At 61.6% G+C, this 19,204-nt stretch carries 18 protein-coding genes; 7 read left to right on the top strand and 11 right to left on the bottom strand.

The window, feature by feature from the left end; translation table 11 throughout:
• Positions 1 to 13 precede the first annotated feature (13 nt).
• Complete coding sequence (locus AWB76_RS15490) at positions 14 to 1,216, bottom strand: ammonium transporter (RefSeq protein WP_061161007.1); 1,203 nt, start codon at positions 1,214 to 1,216, stop codon at positions 14 to 16.
• A gap of 362 nt (positions 1,217 to 1,578) precedes the next feature.
• Here AWB76_RS15490 and AWB76_RS15485 point away from each other — a divergent pair, with 362 nt between their 5' ends.
• A complete protein-coding gene (locus tag AWB76_RS15485) occupies positions 1,579 to 2,229 on the top strand; it encodes a phosphoribosyltransferase (RefSeq protein WP_061161006.1) in 651 nt (216 codons plus the stop codon).
• Here the strand turns inward: AWB76_RS15485 and mdeB are convergent.
• Complete coding sequence (mdeB, locus tag AWB76_RS15480) at positions 2,226 to 4,934, bottom strand: alpha-ketoglutarate dehydrogenase (RefSeq protein WP_061161005.1); 2,709 nt, start codon at positions 4,932 to 4,934, stop codon at positions 2,226 to 2,228. The two genes, AWB76_RS15485 and mdeB, sit on opposite strands and share 4 nt — an antisense overlap.
• Positions 4,935 to 5,073: 139 nt before the next feature.
• Here mdeB and AWB76_RS15475 point away from each other — a divergent pair, with 139 nt between their 5' ends.
• The 3 genes from AWB76_RS15475 (at position 5,074) to AWB76_RS15465 (ending at position 6,822) form a co-directional block, all read left to right on the top strand.
• Positions 5,074 to 5,604 (top strand): Lrp/AsnC family transcriptional regulator, encoded by a 531-nt coding sequence (locus AWB76_RS15475; RefSeq protein ID WP_061161004.1) that lies wholly within the window; start codon positions 5,074 to 5,076, stop codon positions 5,602 to 5,604.
• 158 nt (positions 5,605 to 5,762) lie between these two features.
• Positions 5,763 to 6,575 (top strand): mechanosensitive ion channel family protein, encoded by an 813-nt coding sequence (locus AWB76_RS15470; RefSeq protein ID WP_061161003.1) that lies wholly within the window; start codon positions 5,763 to 5,765, stop codon positions 6,573 to 6,575.
• Between the two features lie 82 nt (positions 6,576 to 6,657).
• On the top strand, positions 6,658 to 6,822 hold the full coding sequence (locus tag AWB76_RS15465; protein WP_008353004.1) for an FmdB family zinc ribbon protein: 165 nt from the start codon (positions 6,658 to 6,660) through the stop codon (positions 6,820 to 6,822).
• A gap of 3 nt (positions 6,823 to 6,825) precedes the next feature.
• Here AWB76_RS15465 and AWB76_RS15460 read toward each other — a convergent pair whose 3' ends face one another.
• From AWB76_RS15460 to AWB76_RS15420, 9 genes are all read right to left on the bottom strand, one after another.
• Positions 6,826 to 7,728 (bottom strand): LysR family transcriptional regulator, encoded by a 903-nt coding sequence (locus tag AWB76_RS15460; protein ID WP_061161002.1) that lies wholly within the window; start codon positions 7,726 to 7,728, stop codon positions 6,826 to 6,828.
• 188 nt (positions 7,729 to 7,916) lie between these two features.
• Positions 7,917 to 8,600: a methyltransferase family protein gene (locus AWB76_RS15455; protein WP_061161001.1), complete on the bottom strand. Its 684-nt coding sequence runs from the start codon at positions 8,598 to 8,600 to the stop codon at positions 7,917 to 7,919.
• 16 nt (positions 8,601 to 8,616) lie between these two features.
• A complete protein-coding gene (locus tag AWB76_RS15450) occupies positions 8,617 to 9,381 on the bottom strand; it encodes a ParA family protein (protein WP_061161000.1) in 765 nt (254 codons plus the stop codon).
• A 214-nt stretch (positions 9,382 to 9,595) separates the two neighbouring features.
• Positions 9,596 to 10,105: a hypothetical protein gene (locus AWB76_RS15445; RefSeq protein ID WP_061160999.1), complete on the bottom strand. Its 510-nt coding sequence runs from the start codon at positions 10,103 to 10,105 to the stop codon at positions 9,596 to 9,598.
• Positions 10,106 to 10,192: 87 nt separating this feature from the next.
• On the bottom strand, positions 10,193 to 11,311 hold the full coding sequence (locus AWB76_RS15440) for an ABC transporter ATP-binding protein (RefSeq protein WP_244173374.1): 1,119 nt from the start codon (positions 11,309 to 11,311) through the stop codon (positions 10,193 to 10,195).
• Between the two features lie 5 nt (positions 11,312 to 11,316).
• Positions 11,317 to 12,354 (bottom strand): carbohydrate ABC transporter permease, encoded by a 1,038-nt coding sequence (locus tag AWB76_RS15435; RefSeq protein WP_061160998.1) that lies wholly within the window; start codon positions 12,352 to 12,354, stop codon positions 11,317 to 11,319.
• Positions 12,354 to 13,502 carry a carbohydrate ABC transporter permease gene (locus AWB76_RS15430; protein ID WP_061160997.1) on the bottom strand — a complete coding sequence of 383 codons (1,149 nt, stop codon included), beginning with the start codon at positions 13,500 to 13,502 and terminating at the stop codon, positions 12,354 to 12,356. The genes AWB76_RS15435 and AWB76_RS15430 overlap by 1 nt, the downstream gene beginning before the upstream one ends.
• Before the next feature lie 55 nt (positions 13,503 to 13,557).
• Positions 13,558 to 15,036 carry an extracellular solute-binding protein gene (locus AWB76_RS15425; protein ID WP_061160996.1) on the bottom strand — a complete coding sequence of 493 codons (1,479 nt, stop codon included), beginning with the start codon at positions 15,034 to 15,036 and terminating at the stop codon, positions 13,558 to 13,560.
• A 51-nt stretch (positions 15,037 to 15,087) separates the two neighbouring features.
• Positions 15,088 to 15,816 carry a GntR family transcriptional regulator gene (locus tag AWB76_RS15420; protein ID WP_061160995.1) on the bottom strand — a complete coding sequence of 243 codons (729 nt, stop codon included), beginning with the start codon at positions 15,814 to 15,816 and terminating at the stop codon, positions 15,088 to 15,090.
• 133 nt (positions 15,817 to 15,949) lie between these two features.
• Between AWB76_RS15420 and AWB76_RS15415 the strand changes: the two genes are divergently transcribed.
• The 3 genes from AWB76_RS15415 to AWB76_RS15405 are packed head-to-tail and all read left to right on the top strand — an operon-like array spanning position 15,950 to position 19,203.
• Complete coding sequence (locus AWB76_RS15415; protein WP_061161127.1) at positions 15,950 to 17,248, top strand: L-fuconate dehydratase; 1,299 nt, start codon at positions 15,950 to 15,952, stop codon at positions 17,246 to 17,248.
• Positions 17,236 to 18,111 carry an ATP adenylyltransferase family protein gene (locus AWB76_RS15410; protein ID WP_061160994.1) on the top strand — a complete coding sequence of 292 codons (876 nt, stop codon included), beginning with the start codon at positions 17,236 to 17,238 and terminating at the stop codon, positions 18,109 to 18,111. The genes AWB76_RS15415 and AWB76_RS15410 overlap by 13 nt, the downstream gene beginning before the upstream one ends.
• Before the next feature lie 54 nt (positions 18,112 to 18,165).
• Positions 18,166 to 19,203 (top strand): S1C family serine protease, encoded by a 1,038-nt coding sequence (locus AWB76_RS15405; protein ID WP_061160993.1) that lies wholly within the window; start codon positions 18,166 to 18,168, stop codon positions 19,201 to 19,203.
• The last annotated feature ends 1 nt before the right edge of the window (position 19,204 follow it).

The following is a 19,204-nucleotide window of genomic DNA, read 5'->3' as shown; positions in this document are numbered from 1 at the left end:
GCGAGTCTCTGTCTCAGCCGGCCATTTCACGATCCGGCGTAGCCGAAATGCGATGAATCGCGAGATCGGCGCCATTGAACTCTTCTTCGCGGTCGAGCCGCAAACCGACCGTCATCTTGATCGCGCCATACACCCCCGCGCCGCCCGCGAGCGCGAGCGCCACCGCGCCCACCGTGCCGATGAGTTGCGACCAGATCGACACACCGCCGATGCCGCCGAACGTCTTGAGCCCGAAGATGCCCGCTGCGATGCCGCCCCACGCGCCGCACATGCCGTGCAGCGGCCACACGCCGAGCACGTCATCGATGCGCCAGCGGTTCTGCACGCACGTGAACATCTGTACGAAAAGCACGCCCGCGACCGCGCCGACGATCAACGCGCCGAGCGGATGCATGAGGTCCGAACCCGCGCATACCGCAACGAGACCCGCGAGCGGCCCGTTGTACGTGAAGCCTGGGTCGTTGCGACCCGCCACCCATGCGGCGAGCGTGCCACCGACCATCGCCATTAGCGAGTTCACCGCGACGAGGCCGCTGATCTTGTCGACGGTCTGCGCGCTCATCACATTGAAGCCGAACCAGCCGACCGCGAGCACCCACGCGCCCAACGCGAGAAACGGAATGCTCGAAGGCGGATGCGCGGCGATGCGTCCGTCCTTGTGATAGCGCCCGTGACGCGGCCCGAGCAGCAGCACGGCCGGCAACGCGACCCAGCCGCCGAACGCATGCACGACCACCGAGCCGGCGAAATCATGAAACGGCGCGCCGAACGCGTGCGTCAGCCAGCCCTGAATGCCGAAGCGTTCGTTCCATGCAACGCCTTCGAGCAAGGGATAAATGAAGCCGACGATCACGCAGGTCGCGAACAATTGCGGATTGAACTTGGAGCGCTCCGCGATGCCGCCCGACACGATCGCCGGAATCGCCGCGGCGAAAGTCAGCAGGAAGAAGAAGCGCACGAGCGCATAGCCGTTGTGTTCGGCGAGGATATCGGCGCTATGCATGAACTGCACGCCGTACGCGATGTTGTAGCCGATGAAGAAATATGCGAGCGTCGATACTGCGAAGTCCACGAGGATCTTCACGAGCGCATTCACCTGATTTTCGCGCCGTACCGTGCCAAGTTCGAGGAAAGCAAAACCCGCATGCATCGCAAGCACCATTGCGGCGCCTAACAGCAGAAAAAGAGTATCGGGTCCGGATTGGAGTGCCTGCATGATTCGAGCGGTCGGTTTGAAAGAGGCGCTAATTTGCAAGTTCCGGGCCAAGTTGGCGCAAATAGTATCGAAACGGTGCAAGCGCTTTGAATGACGCGGCTTAGCATGGTGCAACACGTTTTCTTTGCACCGTTTTAGATTCGCCCGTTCTTGGTGCAATGCCCCGTTTCACCGCATTCAATGCACCGGTTATGAGCCAAATATTTCAATACGAATGGTGATCGTATGGCAGTAGCAAGCATGCGATGCGGCGCGCGTTCGAATCGTACGGCGACTATGCTGAAGTCTGATTCGCGTGAAACGAAGTGGTCTCGACGGCGCGACGCGTTTCCTCGCGCATCGTGACTGAAAGGACAAGCGACATGGATTCAGTATTCGAGAACCGTAGAGAAGCGGGCCGCGCGCTCGCACAGCATCTCCGCGCGTATGCGGGCCGCAACGATGTGACCGTGCTCGCATTGCCGCGCGGCGGCGTGCCCGTTGCGTATGAAGTCGCGCGCGCGTTGGGCGCGAAGCTCGATGTGCTCGTCGTGCGCAAGCTCGGCGTGCCCATGCAGCCGGAACTCGCGATGGGCGCGATCGCATCTGGCGATGCGTTTTATCTCGATGAGCGCATCGTCGAATATGCGGGCGTCGGAAAAGAAGAGCTGGATCGCGTGATCGCGAAAGAACGCGCCGAACTCGCGCGGCGCGAGACGCTTTATCGTGGCGACATGCCGCCGCTCGACGTGAGCGGCCGCGTCGCGATCGTGGTCGATGACGGCATGGCAACCGGCGCAACGATGAAAGCCGCGGCGATGTCCTTACGCCATGCGCATCCATCGAAGATCGTCGCGGCGCTGCCGGTTGCGCCGCTCGATTCAGAAGCGCGCGTTGAAGATATCGTCGACGAATTCGTCTGCGTGATGCGGCCGCATCGATACTTCGGCGTCGGGCAGTTCTATATCGACTTCGATCAGACGAGCGATGACGAAGTGCGCGAGTTGCTCGATGCGGCGCGCAAGAACGCTTAACGCATCCAGGACGGTTCGTGCGCTTCCTGCGTCTTGCCGTATTTTTCGCGCGCGGCCTTCAGTGTCTGCCTCTCGATGACACCTTCGTCCACGAGCGATTTCAACGCGGCAATGACGATCGACACGCGATCCACCTCGAAGAACTCGCGCAACGATTGACGCGTGTCGCTGCGGCCAAAGCCATCAGTGCCGAGCGTCACATAGCGGCGCGGCACATAGGCGCGAATCAGTTCGGGCACGGCGCGCACGTAGTCCGTTGCTGCGATCACCGGTCCGCGAGTGTCTTCGAGTGCATGCGTGACGAAGGGCATGTTTGCATCGTCGTCGTTGAGACGCGCCGCGCGCTCGCATGACGCACCATCGCGATGCAATTCCGTATAGCTCGTCACGCTCCACACGGCGGCATCGATATTCCAGTCTTCTTTCAGCATCGCGCGCGCGGCGATCGCTTCGTTGAGAATCGCGCCGGAGCCGAGCAATTGCACTTGCGCATCCGTGTCGCCATCGATTCGATAGATGCCGCGCAAAATGCCTTCGCGCGTGTGCGCATCCAGTGAACCGCCGGGCGCGGACGGTTGCGCATAATTTTCGTTCGTCACGGTAACGTAATAGAACACGTCGTTCTGGCGCTCCATCATCTCCTGCATGCCTTCATCGACGATGGCCGCGACTTCATAAGCGAACGCGGGATCGTAAGCGCGGCAGTTCGGAATCGTCGATGCAGACAGATGGCTCGTGCCATCTTGATGCTGCAAGCCTTCGCCGCCGAGCGTCGTGCGCCCCGCCGTCGCGCCGATAAGAAAGCCGCGCGAACGCTGATCCGCCGCCGCGAAAATCAGATCGCCGATGCGCTGAAAGCCGAACATCGAGTAATAGATGTAGAACGGCAGCATCGGCAAATCGTGCACGCTGTATGACGTCGCAGCCGCAATCCACGACGACACCGCGCCCGCCTCCGAAATGCCTTCCTCGAGAATCTGCCCGCGCGTGTCCTCGCGGTAATAGAGCATCGAGCCCATATCCTCCGGCTCGTACAACTGACCGAGCGGCGAATAGATGCCCACTTGCCTGAAGAGGTTCGCCATGCCGAACGTGCGCGCCTCGTCGGCGACCACGGGCACCACGCGCGGCCCGAGCGTCTTGTCCTTCAACAGGCTGCCGAGCATGCGCACGAAGGCCATCGTCGTCGACATCTCCTTGCCGGAAGCGTCGAGCGCGAACTGGCCCCACGTATCGAGCGCAGGCGGCGTGATGCCTTGCGATGCCTTCGCGCGACGACGCGGCAGATAACCACCCAATGCCGCGCGACGCTCATGCAGATAGCGCATCTCGGGCGCGTTATCGGCGGGCTTATAGAACTTGAGCTGTTCGACATCGTCATCGGACAGCGGCAGGCGAAAGCGATCACGGAACTGCTTGAGATCGTCGAGATCGAGCTTCTTCTGCTGATGCGTCGTCATGCGGCCCTGTCCCACCGTGCCCATGCCGAAGCCCTTCATCGTCTTCGCGAGAATCACGGTCGGCTGACCTTTGTGCGAAAGCGCCTTCGCATAAGCGGCGTGAAGCTTGCGCACATCGTGGCCGCCGCGGCGCAAGCGGTCGATATCTTCATCCGACATATGCGCGACGAGCGCCGCGAGTTCCGGATTCTGTCCGAAGAAACGCTCGCGGTTATAGCGGCCGTCATTCGCCGAGAAAGTCTGGAATTGACCGTCGACGGTATTCGCGAATGCGCGCAATAAAGCATTGCTGCGATCGCGTGCGAACAGCGCATCCCAGTCCGATCCCCATAAGACTTTGATCACATTCCAGCCCGCGCCGATGAATTGCGCTTCGAGTTCATCGACGATGCGTCCGTTGCTGCGCACAGGACCATCGAGCCGCTGCAGATTGCAGTTGATGACGAACACGAGGTTATCGAGTTGCTCTCGCGCCGCGAGCGACAGCGCGCCGATCGATTCCGGCTCGTCCATTTCGCCGTCGCCGAAAAAGCCCCACACCTTGCGCCCTTCAGTGCGCAGCAGACTCCGGTTCTGCAAATAGCGCATGAAGCGCGCTTGATAAATCGAATTGATCGGACCGATGCCCATCGAGCCGGTCGGGAATTGCCAGAAATCGGGCATCAGCCACGGATGCGGATAAGAGCACAGGCCCGGCCCCGCAATCTCGCGCCGATAGTGCTTCAGATGTTCTTCGTTGAGAAAGCCTTCGAGAAACGCGCGCGCATAGACGCCCGGCGACGAATGCGGCTGAAAATAGACGATATCGCCGCCATTGTTTTCATTCGCGGCCTGAAAGAAATGATTGAAGCCGACTTCGAAAAGATCCGCCGCCGATGCATAGCTTGCGATATGACCGCCGAGTTCTCCATAGGCGCGATTCGCGCGCACGACCATCGCGAGCGCGTTCCAGCGCAGCACGGCGGCGAGCTTTTCCTCGATGTCGAGATTTCCGGGATAAGGCTGCTGCTGCGAGACGGGGATCGTATTCGCATAAGGCGTCGCGCGCGCCCGCGCCGATTCGACGCCCACCGAAAGCGCGTGCTCCGCGAGCCTGTCGAAAAGATATTGCGCGCGTTCGCGGCCGACGTGAGTCACGACCGCATCGAGCGCTTCCAGCCATTCGGCGGTTTCGCCGGGATCGATGTCCTCACGTCCTTTGGCAATAGAAAGAAGCTGCTTGGTACCGCTCGACAAGTCGGTCATGGCGCGACTCCGCGTTGGCTAGAGAATTCGTTCAAGCATAACCATTGATGCGCAGAATGTGCGTCTCATTTGGCTGCCGCCGCGCTTTACGGTAGTGTGTTTATTCTTCGAAAACGCCAAAAACCGGAATCTTTCGACTATGACGGCAAACGCCAGGCAGCGCCTCGATCGCATCGACATCGGCATATTGAATCAGCTTCAGCAGAACGCGCGCATCACCAATGCCGAACTTGCACGCGCGGTGAATCTTTCGCCGACGCCCTGCTTCAATCGCGTGCGCGCACTGGAAAAAGCGGGGCTTTTCAAGCAGCACGTGACACTGCTGAACCCGGAAGCGCTCGGGCTTTCCATCAACGTGTTCATTCAGGTGAGTCTGGAAAAGCAGATAAAAGATGCGCTCGCGCGCTTCGAGCAGGCTATCAGCGAGCGGCCCGAAGTGATGGAGTGTTATCTGATGACAGGCGATGCCGATTACCTGTTGCGTGTCGTCTTGCCCGATGTGGCCGCGCTCGAACGATTCATTCTGGAGCGGCTCACGAAGATGCCGGGCGTCGCCAATATTCGTTCGAGCTTCGCGCTCAAACAAGTGCGCTACAAGACGGCGCTGCCCTTGCCCGCATCCGGACTTACCCTGCCCGATCCGAATGCCGACGAAGCCGAATGGACGTGAATGCGCGACTGATATAGTCGATCCTTCCGATTAAATCTAAACGCTCCTGTAATTCTTGCGATGACGCGGTGCATCGGCTATAACTCGAGTGGCCCATGCGGCATGTTTTCCCGGCTTGACGTGTTCCTCTGACGAAGTATCACGCACGCGAGAAAGACATGAACCTCGAAACCGTACGTGTATTCATCATGACGCGCGGCGTCGACTTTGCGATCATGGTCATCGGCGCGATTGCGCTGTGGATCATCGGGCGCTGGCTCATCAACCTCGTCACGAGCGCGATGCGCAAGCTTCTTTCGCGCAATGGCCGCGTCGATCCCACACTCGCGCACTATCTCGGCTCGATCGTCGGCGTCATTCTCAATCTGCTGCTCATCCTCGCGATTCTGCAGGTTTTCGGTGTTCAGACCACGTCCTTCGCCGCGTTGCTCGCGGGCTTCGGTCTTGCCATCGGCACAGCGTGGGGCGGATTGCTCGCGCATTTCGCGGCGGGCGTGTTCATGCAAGTGCTGCGCCCGTTTAAAGTAGGCGACTTCGTAACCGCGGGCGGCGTGACCGGCACCGTCACCGAGCTCGGTCTCTTCGGCACGACGATCACGACGCCCGACAACGTCGCGGCGATCGTCGGCAACAACAAGATCTTCTCCGACACGATCTGGAATTTCAGCTCGCTGCCGCATCGGCGTGTCGAGTTGACGGCGAAGATCGCGAATGGCGTCGATCCGCTCGATGCCATCGCGCGTCTGAAGGAAGCGGTCGCAAAGATCCCGAACGTCGCGACGACGCCGCCGCCGGACGTCGAAGTGCTGTCCTTCACGCCGGAAGGACCGCTCCTGTGCGTGCGCCCTTATACCAATACCAGCGACTACTGGCAGGTCTATTTCGACACCAATCGCGCGATTATCGAAACATTCAAGCAAGCCGGCTATCCGACGCCGGAAACGCCGCTCGTGCGCCGTGTCCTGAACTGATTTTCGCGCGCGATTGCTGAACTAGAATGAGTGGAACCGGCGTGGCTTGCGCCGGATCACCGGTCGCGCGCGGGAGGATGCCATGCCGACTTATCAATACCGTTGTCAGGATTGCGGCGAGACCTTCGAGCACGCGGAGCACATCGTCGAACACGCAACGGTGCAACTCAAATGCCCCAAGTGCGGCAGCGAGAAAGTCGCGCACGCGCCCGCGCCGTTCGTCGCAAAGACCACGAAGAAAAGCTGATTCCTACGCCGCGCGAAAGCGGACTTCGTGCGATGGCAAACCGCCCAGCCGTTGCGCGACGTGATCGATGAACGCGCGCAGGCGCGGCGCTTCGTGACGGCTCGGCGGCCATAGAATCTGGAACACGCCCTCCGTGCGCATATGCGCGCCGAGCACCGCGCGCAGCATGCCGCCTTCCATCGCGCTCTTCGCAATGAAGTCCGGCACGCACGCAAGCCCCAGGCCAGAAATGCACGCAGCGAGCACGGCTTCCATGTCGTTGAACGTGAGCGTCGCGTGCGGATCGATCGCGAACGTGTGATCGTCGCGCGCGAAACGCCACGGCTCGGGACGGCCGCTCGCCGGAGAACGAAAGCGAATGCACGCGTGGCCTTCGAGATCGGTGGGCGTCGCGGGTTCGCCGTGACCCGCGAAGTAGGCGGGCGATCCGATCACCACTGGCCCGTATTGCGCGAGCGGCCGCGCGAGCAATTGCGAATCGGCGAGACGCCCCGTGCGAATCACGGCATCATAGCCTTCCTGCGTGATGTCGACCACGCGATCGCTGAAATCGATATCCAGTTCGATGTCGGGATAACGCCGCCTAAATTCCGGCACGAGCGGCATCAAGAGGCGCGTGCCGAGCAATGGCGCGCTGATGCGCAGCCGTCCGCGTGGCGACGACGTCGAATGAAACAGCTCGCTCTCCGCCTCTTCGAGATCCGCGAGCATGCGTTTGCAGCGCGCGAAAAAGCGCGCGCCTTCGTGCGTGAGGCCGATCCTGCGCGTCGTGCGATTGAGCAGTTGCACGCCGAGTTTCGCTTCGAGCCGCATCACGCTCTTGCCCACCGCCGACGCCGACAGCCCGAGCGCGCGCCCTGCCGCCACGAAACTGCCCGACTCCGCCGCGCGCACGAACGCGACCATGCCGGAGAGACTTTCTGTCGATGGAGATGCTCCGGATGAAGTCCCCGAGAGAGACGAATGCGAAGCCTGCGATGGAACGGTCGTCATATTCATGTTCGAACGAGAAGGAAGGCGCGACGGATTGCGCCTGTCTTCTGCATGAACGTGCATGACGCCGATTTATTCCCGAAACCTCGTGCAAAAAGCGCTTACCAGACAAAAGGCACGAGCCGATAGCGCACGCGTTGCGCGTATTGCGCATAGCCTTCGAGATGCGCGACGAGTTCGCGCTCCTCCATCACGGTGCGCCAGACGAGTCCCGCGAGCAGAAGCGCGGAGACCGCGAGGCCCCACCACGAGCCGAGCACGAGCGCGCTCGCGGGAATCATGATGCCAGCGGCCGCATAAAGCGGATGGCGCACGACCGCATACGGCCCGCTCGATATGACGCGATGCCCGCGCTCGGTCTGAATCTTCACGACGGGTGCGAGAAACGTGTTCTCGAGAAACACGCGCGCGACGAGCCAGAACGATACCGCGACGAGCGCCGATCCCACCGACGCGAGCCACAGCGGCATGACGGACCATCGAAAGCGCACGGCGTCGAGGCCGATCAGGATGAGCCACGCGCACCACAGCACGCCCATCGCGACGAGAAAGACCTTGTCCCAGAGCGGCTGATCGGGCTGCATCGGCGAGCGCATGCGTTCGGCGAGCAACGCGGGATCGCGCCGCGCGATGAGCACGGTCACGACGCCGCCACCGCCGAACATCAGGGCCATCCACGCCCAGCCCGCGCCCCATTCGAGCGTGCCTGCCGCGCCGAAGAGCAACGCGATGAACAACGCGGCTTCGACGATGGCCGCAAGCGCGACTTTCGCTGTGACCGACATGAAAAGAAGCCGCGTGTCAGCCGTTCAGTTCCTCGTGCAACGCGACATATTCCTGCGCGAGTTTGTGACGCGGTTCGAGGTAGATCATCGGACGCGCGTGCTGATGGCTCTCGCGGATTTTCACGGAGAGCGAGAGGTGCGAATTGAGCACGGGCAGATCTTCGCCGCGCAGTTCGTCGACGAGTTGCTGCGGCAGGCTCGCACGCGGCTGGAACTGGTTGATGACGATGCCTTCGACGCTCAGATCCGGATTGTGATCGTGGCGGATTTCCTGCACGTTATCGAGCACGGAATAGAGCGCGCGTCGCGAGAAGTCGTCGCAATCGAATGGAATCAGGCAGCGCTCGACTGCGATCAATGCGGAGCGCGTGAAGAAGTTGAGCGCGGGCGGCGTGTCGATATAAACGGCATCGTATTGTTGCAGGCCCTTCAATGCATCGCGCAGTTTGTAGATCTTGTAGCGCGATTCGAGTTTGCTCTGCAGCGCTTCCAGGCTCGGGTGCGACGGCACGATGTCGAGGTTCTCGAACGGCGTCGAGTGGATGAATGACTCGAAGGCCGGCTCGCGAAAGCTGTAGCTCAATGCGGATTCGAAGAAGCTTGCAAGGTTTGGCTGGGCCTCGCGGGATTCTGCGCCTAGGAGGTACTGGCTTGCGTTGCCCTGCGGGTCGAGGTCGATGACCAATGTGCGCAGACCGCGGGAAGCGCTGATCGCGGCGAGATTACAAACGATGGTGGATTTGCCTACGCCACCCTTTTGATTGAAGACCACACGGCGCATCGGGGTTTCTTCCTCGGTATTTGGAACGCTCGTTCTTTTTATTGCGTTCTGTACGTTGATCGGTTTTCGCGCGTGTGATCTTATCGCATCAGAATTTGCGCCCTTTTTGTTTTTTTCGCCGGATCCCGTTTTCGTTTTGGTCCATTTGCACTGCCCCTGTGCGGGGCTAACAGACCACAAAGAAAACGGGATCCGGCGGCAAAAACAAAAAATATCAAGGAAACGCCGGAATCGTAGGATCGGCCCCTTCGACATCGGCCTCCGGATGATGACTCTTGACGAGCGCTTCAATCTCCTCGACACGATCCTTCGGCACATCGACCATCATCAGCAATTCGCCATCTTCAATAGCATGTTCAAACCGCCGCAACCGCGTATTCGGAATCCCGACTCCGATCATCGTCGCGGCCCACGCGCCAAACCCCATGCTGGCCAGTGTCATGCAAACAACCGCACCGCCCGCGATCGTCAAACCCGCCGGCGGAAACGCCATCGCAACGAGTCCTGCCAGCACCCCCGTCACCCCGCCCGCAGCCGTTCCGCGCGCGAGCGCAGGCAGAAGGTCGCTACGTTGAACCAGCGTCGCTTGCGGCAAGTCCTCCGGCGGCTCGTGAGGCCGCGCAAGCACATGGATATGCCGCCATTCGATACGCTTGAGCAACAGCTCGTCGATGATCCCCTTTGCGCTCGCCACACTCGGAAGCAGAAAATAGATGCGCCTCATCTCGCACCTCCCTATCGGATCGCCATGAATCCAATATAGACGACACGCACAGGAACGCTCTGCCTCACGCAAAAAGGCTTACGGATATCAAACGGTTTGGCGAATGCGCGCACCGCTTTCATCGAAGAAATAAATGCGCTCGCGATTCAAACGCACACCCGCAGCACCGCCAATTTCACCCGCGAAAGTATTCGGCACCTTCACGACCACCTGTTGCTCGCCGACGTTCATCGTGACGAGCGAATGATCGCCGATCAGCTCCACCGAATAGATGCGCCCCTGCAATTCGCCTTCGCCTGCCGCCACGAGCGAGCATTCCTCCGGACGCACGCCGAGCGTCATCTTGCCTTCATGACGAACCGGCGTGGCAAGCGAGATACCGGAAGCATCGAAACGTCCCTGCGTGAGCGTGCCGCGCAGAAAGTTCATCGGCGGCGAACCGATGAAACCCGCCACAAAAAGATTCGCCGGATCCGAATAGATGCGCGCAGGCGTATCGAGTTGCTGCAGCGCGCCCTTGTCGAGAATCGCGACACGATGCGCAAGCGTCATCGCCTCGATCTGATCGTGCGTGACATAGATCGTCGTGATGCCGAGCTCATGCTGCATGTGCTTGAGTTCTGCGCGCATATGGCCGCGCAGTTTGGCATCGAGATTGGAAAGCGGCTCGTCCATCAGAAACGCAGCAGGCCGCCGCACGATCGCACGCGCGAGCGCCACGCGCTGACGCTGTCCGCCCGACAACCGACGCGGCAAGCGCGATAACAATGGCTCCAGTTGCACGCTCGCGGCCACTTCGCGCACGGCGGCAGCGATCTCGGCTTTCGGGCGCTTTCTCACGATGAGCGGATACGCGATGTTCTCGAACACCGTCTTGTGCGGATAGAGCGCATACGACTGAAACACCATCGCGACATCGCGATCGCGCGGCAGTTGATGCGTGACATCGGTATCGCCGACGAACACGGCACCTTCCGTCGCCGACTCGAGCCCCGCGACGATGCGCAGCGCCGTCGTCTTGCCGCAGCCCGATTCGCCCAGCAGCACGAGGAATTCGCCCGCCTGCACATCGAGCGAAAGGTCTCGCAACACGCGCGTATCGCCGAACATCTTGCCGACGTTTCTCAACGACACGCTCTTCGACTGGCGCGCCGCCGCGATCTTCGTCAGGCGGGCGTCGTCGACCTTCACCGCCTCGCTATCCATGACCGTCATCCTTTCACGGCTCCCACGAGAATGCCCCGCACGATGAAGCGCTGCAGCGTCAGCGTCAGCAGCATCACCGGCAGGATCATGATGAGTATCAGCACCGACATGTTCCACCATTGCGGACCGCGCGTCGCATTCTGCGCGGCAACGAGCAGCGGCATCGTCTGCGCTTTCGCTGTCGTCAGAAAGAGCGCGAAAAGGTACTCGTTCCACGAGAGAATCAGCACGAGCAGACTCGTCGCGACGAGACCCGGTGCGACGAGCGGCAACACGATGCCGAAGAGAATCGAGAAGCGCGTCGCGCCGTCGATCTGCGCGCTCTCTTCGATCTCGCGCGGCACGCCATCGAAGAAATCGAACATGAGCCACACGACGATCGGCAAGTTCGCGGTCGCATACGTGATGATGAGCGCGAGATGCGTGTCGAGCAGTCCGGCATCCTTGAAGATGAGATAGATCGGGATCACCGTGACGACGGGCGGCAGAATGCGTTGCGACACGACCCAGAACAGAATGTCGTCGTTGTTCAAATGTCTGCGCGCGCGCCGCACGATCGGGCGCAACACCAGAAAGAAGAGCGCGAATGCAACAGCAAGCGCAATGCGCAGATCGACATGACCCCACGCGACAGCCGCGATCAGCAACGCGATCAACAGCACGCCGAGACCGACCGCCGCGACGGGTGGCCGATACTCGATGCGCGCGAGCGCATAGGCGGCCATCGAACCGAGAAACACGGAAGCCGCCGTACCGCACGACGCGATGACCAGCGAATTCATATAAGGCCGATACGTGTCCGGCCCGAGATCGACGAAGATGTAATGCCACGCGTCGAGATGCGGCTTGAAGTCGACGAACGGAATGTAGAACGGTCCCGTCGATACATCCACCGGCAGCTTGAACGACGTGATCGCCATCCAGTAAAGCGGAAACAGCACGACAAGCGACCATATCCCGAGCAGCACATAAGCGATCGCCTTCGCGCCGACCGGCAACTCGTCCAGACGCGCGGGCACGAACCAGCGTTTCAGCGAACTCATCACTGATCTCCCCGCGCGCGCCGCACGACGAACTGGAAGAACGACACGCATGCGATCGTCGATACGAAGAACAGCATGTAAGCCACCGCCGATGCGCCGCCGAGATTCAGTGCGCGCCATTCGATGAACGCATGCAGCGTCATCGATTCAGTGGCGATGCCGGGTCCGCCGTTGGTCAGCACGTTCGGCAAGTCGACGATCTTGAACGCTTCGATCAGACGGATCAGCACGGCGCTTGCAGCAACCGGCGCGATCGACGGCCATGTGACATCGCGGAACACGCGCCACGCGGATGCGCCATCGAGTTGCGCCGCCTCGATCTGTTCGCGCGACGTGCCTTCTAGCGCCGCGAGCATCACGAGGAACATGAACGGCACCCACTGCCACGTATCGCCGATCACGACGACGAGCCGCGCGAGCCACGGGTCCGCCGCCCACGCGATCTGGCCGAGGCCGAGCCACGACCACAACGGCGCGAGCGGGCCGACGGATGTATCGGCCATCATGCGGAACATGTATGCGATGCCGACAGGCGTCACCATCAGCGGCAGAAAGAACAGCAGGCGAAAGAAACGCCCGCCCTTGAGCGGCAGCGTGCACAGATAGGCAAGGCCGAGCCCGAGAAGAAATTGCAGTGCGACGCCGAGCACGACATAGAAGATCGTCACCATGAGGCTGCCGAGCGCGCCGCCGCCACCGAGCGTGTTCGCCGCGAGCCACACGAGCGCGAGAAACGCGGCCGCCGCGATCAGACGGCCGAGCGTTCCCATTATCGAGCGATGTTCGCTTTTGAAGTAGCGATAGAACCACAAGATCACCGCAAGGACAGCCGCCACCATCGTGGCAATGCTGACGATGCCCGGCGCGCGAAAAACGCCGGTGAAGTGATATTGCTGGCTGCCTGAAAAGAGCCGCACGTAATTGCGCAGGCCCGTGAACGTCAGTTGATAGCCGCCCTCGCCCAGCTCGAACCGCGTGAGCGAAAGATAAGCCGAGGTCACGAGCGGAAAGATGGAGAACGCGAGAATCAGCAGCACGGTCGGCAGCACGAACACGAAGGGCGCCTGCCGGTCGAGCCAGTTCGCGACGCGCGCGCGCGAGCCTTGTTCGTTCGCAATGACGGACGATGCGTGCGACTGCGTATTCATCCTGTCTCCATGATGAGGCGAGCGCGCAGCGAATCGGCGCGCTCGCCCTTGCCCCTTACTTCGCGCCGATCGACGCCTTGTATGCGCGCAACTGGGTGTCTTTGCCGAGATCGTCGGTGATTTCGCTCCAGCCGCTGTCGATGGCTTTCATCGTCGCGTCCGCATCGATTTCACCCGCGACGAAGCGCGCGACCGCCGTATCGAGCACGACCTGTTCATAGCGCTGATTCTGCGGAATGCGCAGATCGATGATCATGTTCGGGCTTTGCAGGCTCTGTTGAATCGCGCCGAGATACGACTTCGCGGCCGCGTCGCTCATGCCCGCTTTCTTCCACGCCGACATATCCGTGAATTGCGAGCGCCGGTAAGGATTGAAGCCCGATGCGCCGATCGTCACATCCACGTTCGATTGCGCCGGCTGGCTCATGAACGACAGGAACGCGTAGGCTGCGTCCTTCACCTTCGGCTTCGCCTTCGCGTTGATGCCGCCCGACCAGCCGCCGAATGCCGCGAACGGTGCGTGATTCACGCCGTCGATCGCATAGGGGCAGCGTGTCTTGTCGCACGGCACGAGCTTGCCCGTGTCGCGATCGACCACCTTGCGCGAGCCCGGCAGAATCACCGCGCCGACCTTGTCGATCACCTTGGATTGCTTCGGATCGATGGCGAGCACGCCGACGTCGCCCCAGTCGAGCGTCAATGCGCAATGACCGGAGATGAACGCGCTGCGCGTATCGCCGACATCGAGATTGATTTCGTTGGGCGGCCCGTACGTCGTCGATTCCTTGTAGACACGCAGCGCTTCCTTGAAGCCGTCGTTGTTCACGAGCGACTTGAAATTGCGCGGATCGAAGAACGCGCCTTGCGCCGTGCCCTTCGATTGCAGATAACCGCCCGCGATGGAGATGATCGCCCAATACGCTTGCGCGTTACGCTTCTTCGAAATGCACGAGCCCGCGACCGGCTTGCCGTCGCCGCCGAATACCTTGCCATTGGCCGCCTTCGCGATGTCGAGGTAATCGTCCCAGGTCTTCGGCGGCTCCTTGCCGAGCTGCTGAAGAATATCCGTGCGGTAATAGACCATCTGGAAATCGCCGTCGAGCGCGACGAGATAGGTCTTGCCGTTGTACTTCTGCGAGAAGTCGACGAAGAAGGGCATCACGTCGTCTTCCTTCAACGCCGTGTCCTTCGCAACGCGCTGCGTGAGGTCTTCAAGGAAGGCGCCCTTCGTGTAATCGACCATCCACTGCGGCGCGAATACGGCCGCATCGACGGAGTTCGTGCCCGAAGCCCAGTCCGTCAACAGCTTTTGATAGAGATCGGAGAACGGCACCGTCAGCACGTTCACCTTCGCGCCCGTCAGCTTCTCGAAATCGGGCGCGCGGCGTTGCAGCGGCTCGGCGATCTGCGGTCCGACGAAGGTCATCACGTTGATGGTCACGCCCTTGAAGTCCTCGGCCGCCATTGCAGGCGTCGCTGCGAGACATGCGGCCGCAAGCGCCGTCACGGCGCCCGCTTGCTTGAACAGGTTCATGGTCTGTCTCCTCCATTGCGGTTGACTGCGCTTCTTGTCTTTCCTTGTCTCCTACTCCCTGAACAAATCCGGTCTTTCGATGGAAAAGCGCCGCAACTCCGCGACGACTTCATCCAGATGAACGTGCATCGCGCGAGCAGCGGCTTCTCCGTCTCGTGCGCGAATCGCAGCGGCGATACGTCTATGCTCCGCGAGCGTATGCGCGTGGCGCTCGGGACTCGCCATCAGACGGCGCGCGCGATCGAGCGCATTGCGCGATGCCGCGACGATCTCCTTCACGCGCGGCAGATTGATCGCATCGAGAAGCAACTCATGAAACGCGAGATCGAGCAGATGAAACTCGCGGCGCAGACCTTGCTGCACTGCATCGTGTTCGCGTTCGAGATTGGCGTCGATCGCGTCGAGCGTGTTGTCGTCGCAAGCGGACGCAAGCGAGCGCACGGTCTCCACTTCGAGCGCGCTGCGAATGAACAGATGCTGTCGTATGTCGTGCATGACGATGGGCATGACGCGCGTGCCGCGTTGCGGCAGAACTTCGACGAGACCCGCGGCCGCGAGCTTCGCCAGTGCGGACGAAACCGGAAAGCGCGATACGCCCATGCGCTCGCATACGGCGAGCTTGTCGATCATCATGCCGGGCTCCATCGCCAGATTGACGATGGCCGCGCGCAGCGCCTCCTCGACCGCGTCGGTGAGGCTGCCACGCTCCGAACCGTGCAAGCGGGGCAATGCGCGGTAAGGGTCGGCGGCAAGACTGTTTTCATTCCTCGATGAGCTCACGCCGCCCTTGTTTTCGCACTAACATGCTAGCAGGCTAGGAGGTGAAACACGCGTTGTCAATGTCGTTTCGGGCCTTGCATTGCAGCATATTCGCGCTTGTATGAAGGACTCCGTTGAAACCGAGGAGATGACCATGACCAGCATCACGAAGCTCTCCGTACGCGACATCCGCTTTCCCACTTCGCGCTCGCTAGATGGCTCCGACGCGATGAACGCCGCGCCCGATTATTCGGCTGCCTACGTGATACTCGAAACCGATGCGCCCGGACTCGCGGGTCATGGCCTAACGTTCACGATCGGGCGCGGCACCGAGGTCGTCGTCGCGGCGGTCGAGGCGCTGGCGCCGCTCGTCGTCGGCAAAAGTATCGAAGCGATCGCGGCGAATATGGGCGGGTTCTGGCGTGCCGTTACATCGGATAGTCAGTTGCGCTGGATCGGCCCCGAGAAAGGCGTGATTCATCTCGCGACCGCCGCGGTCGTCAACGCCGTTTGGGATCTCCGGGCGAAGAGCGAGAACAAGCCCGTGTGGAAACTGCTCGTCGACATGAGTCCGGAACAGCTCGTCGCGTGTCTCGACTTCCGCTATGTGACCGACGCGATCACGCCATCCGAAGCGCTCGCGCTGTTGAAGCGCCTGCATGCCACACGCGGCGAACGAGAAAAGGAAATGCTCGCGCAAGGCTTTCCCGCTTACACGACATCCGCCGGCTGGCTTGGTTACGACGACGACAAGATTCGCCGCCTCGCACGCGAAGGCGTGGCGGCGGGCTGGACGCATTTCAAGCAGAAAGTCGGCGGCAATCTCGATGAAGACATCCGCCGCGCGCGCATTCTGCGCGAAGAGATCGGCCCGGAGCGCAAGCTGATGATGGACGCGAATCAGGTATGGGAAGTCGATGAAGCCATCGCGAACATGCGCCGGCTCGCCGAGTTCGATCCGTGGTGGATCGAAGAGCCCACGAGTCCGGACGACGTGCTCGGCCACGCCGCGATCCGCAAGCGTCTTGCACCGATGATCGGCGTCGCAACGGGCGAACATTGCCAGAATCGCGTGATCTTCAAGCAACTGCTGCAAGCGCAAGCCATCGACTTTTGTCAGATCGATAGCTGCCGTCTCGGCGGTCTGAACGAAGTGCTCATCGTCTTGCTGATGGCCGCGAAATTTGGCGTGCCGGTGTGTCCCCATGCAGGCGGCGTCGGCTTGTGCGAGTATGTGCAGCATATTTCCCTGTTCGATTACATCTGCGTATCGGGTTCGCTCGATCGGCGCGTGCTCGAATACGTCGATCATCTGCACGAACACTTCCTCGATCCCGTCGTCATCCGGAACGGACGCTATATGCCTCCGCAAGCGCCCGGCTACAGCATCGAAATGCACGCGGCATCGCTCGAACGATACGAATTCCAGAAAGGAGAAGCATGGCGCACATGAACGCCCCTTCATGGCAGGACGTTGCCGCGCAGACCGAACGCGCGCTCGCATGCGGCGCGCTGCGTTCGTTCGATACGGCGCAAAGCGTGATAGAAGACCACGGCGTGCGCTTTCTCGTGCGCCAGGCCGCGAACATCGCGCGCAAGGAGCAGGCGTCGAAGCTCGCGGCGAAGTCCGCCGCCGATGCCGCGAGCGAATGGCGCGATCCGTTTTCGCCATGCGAGGAAGCGCTGCGTGTCGGCGATATCGGCGAACGGCACTTTCTCCTGCTCAACAAGTTCAACGTGCTCGCGCATCATCTGCTGATCGTGACGACGGACTTCGAGCAGCAGGAAGCGCTCATCGGCGAAGCTGATTTCGCCGCGCTCTTTGCGTGCCTCGATCGCTTCGATGGACTCGGCTTCTATAACGGCGGCACGGTCGCTGGATCGAGTCAGCCGCACAAGCATTTGCAGATGGTGCCGCTGCCGCTCGATGGCCACGCGTTGCCGATCGAATCCGCTATCGAAGCAGCGCGCACGCACGGCATCTTTCGCGCGCCGCAACTCGCGTTCGCGCACGCGGCCGCATGGCTCGACGACGACAGCATCGCGAACGTGCACGCAACCTATCTGCAACTGCTGGACGCGATCGGCGTGCATCCGCTCGATGTCATGGGCATCGCGCATCAGAGCGCGCCTTATAACCTGCTCGTCACACGCCGCTGGATGCTTGCGGTGCCGCGCAGCGTGTCGCATGTCGAGGGCGTCGCGGTCAATGCGCTCGGCTTCGCGGGCTCGCTCTTCGTGCGCGACGACGCGCAGCGCGATGTCGTCGAAACGCTCGGGCCGATGAAACTGCTTGCAAACGCAACGATCTCTTGAAATAGGCATCGGCGACCCGCATGTCGGCTTCCAGACATCGGGAGTTCAAGGAACATGGGAAGCCGGCCTCAATTCATCGACGATCTTGCGCGCGGCGCGCAGGACGCCGCGCCCTCCGCCCCGCTCGGCCGTATCGACGATAGCGCCCTGCTCGACGCGTATTCGCGCACGGTCATCGGCGCGCTCGAGCGCGTGCAGCAAGCCGTTGTATTCATTTCAGTCGAGCGTCAGCTCGCCGACGCACGCGGCGCGCGCCGCCATGTCGGCGGCACGGGCTCGGGGTTTATCTTCACGCCGGACGGCTATCTGCTGACCAATAGCCACGTCGTGCACGGCGCGACGCATATCGTCGTCACGCTCGCCGACGGCGCGCGCTTCGATGCCGATCTCGTCGGCGACGATCCCGCGAGCGATCTCGCGGTGCTGCGCATCGGCTCGCCGGAGCCGCTGCCGCATGTCGAACTGGGCGATTCGGGCAGCCTGCGCGTCGGCCAGATCGCGATCGCGGTGGGCAATCCGCTCGGGCTCGCGCAGACCGTCACGACGGGCGTCGTGTCCGCGCTCGGGCGAACGCTGCGCTCGACATCGGGCCGCATGATCTACGATGTCATCCAGACCGACGCCGCGCTCAATCCCGGCAATTCGGGCGGGCCGCTCATCAATTCGGCAGGGCAAGTGATCGGCGTGAATACCGCGATCATCTCCGGCGCGCAGGCCATTTCCTTCGCCACCGCGATCGATACGGCGAAGTGGGTCATCATGCAGATCTTCGCGCACGGGCGCGTGCGGCGCGCGTATATCGGCGTGGCGGGCACGACGACGCCGATCTCGCGGCGCGTGCAGCGCTTTTTCGCGCTCGCGTCGCCGAGCGGCGTGCATGTGATGGAGATCGTGAAAGGCAGTCCGGCCGCAATCGGGGGATTGCGCACGGGCGACCGGATCGTCGCGGTGGATGATATCGCCGTCGATAGCGTCGATAGTTTGCAGCGCACGCTGGATGCATCTCGCATCGACAAGCCGGTGAACATCGCCGTGCTGCGCGGCACGCAGAAGCTCGATATCGACGTGACGCCCGTCGAGCAGACGGGTTGAC

It is taken from the genome of Caballeronia temeraria (genome assembly GCF_001544795.2).
GTDB classification, from domain to species: Bacteria; Pseudomonadota; Gammaproteobacteria; order Burkholderiales; family Burkholderiaceae; genus Caballeronia; species Caballeronia temeraria.
The sequence above is the reverse complement of the archived record's forward strand: the minus strand, read 5'-3'. Positions and strand labels throughout refer to the sequence as shown.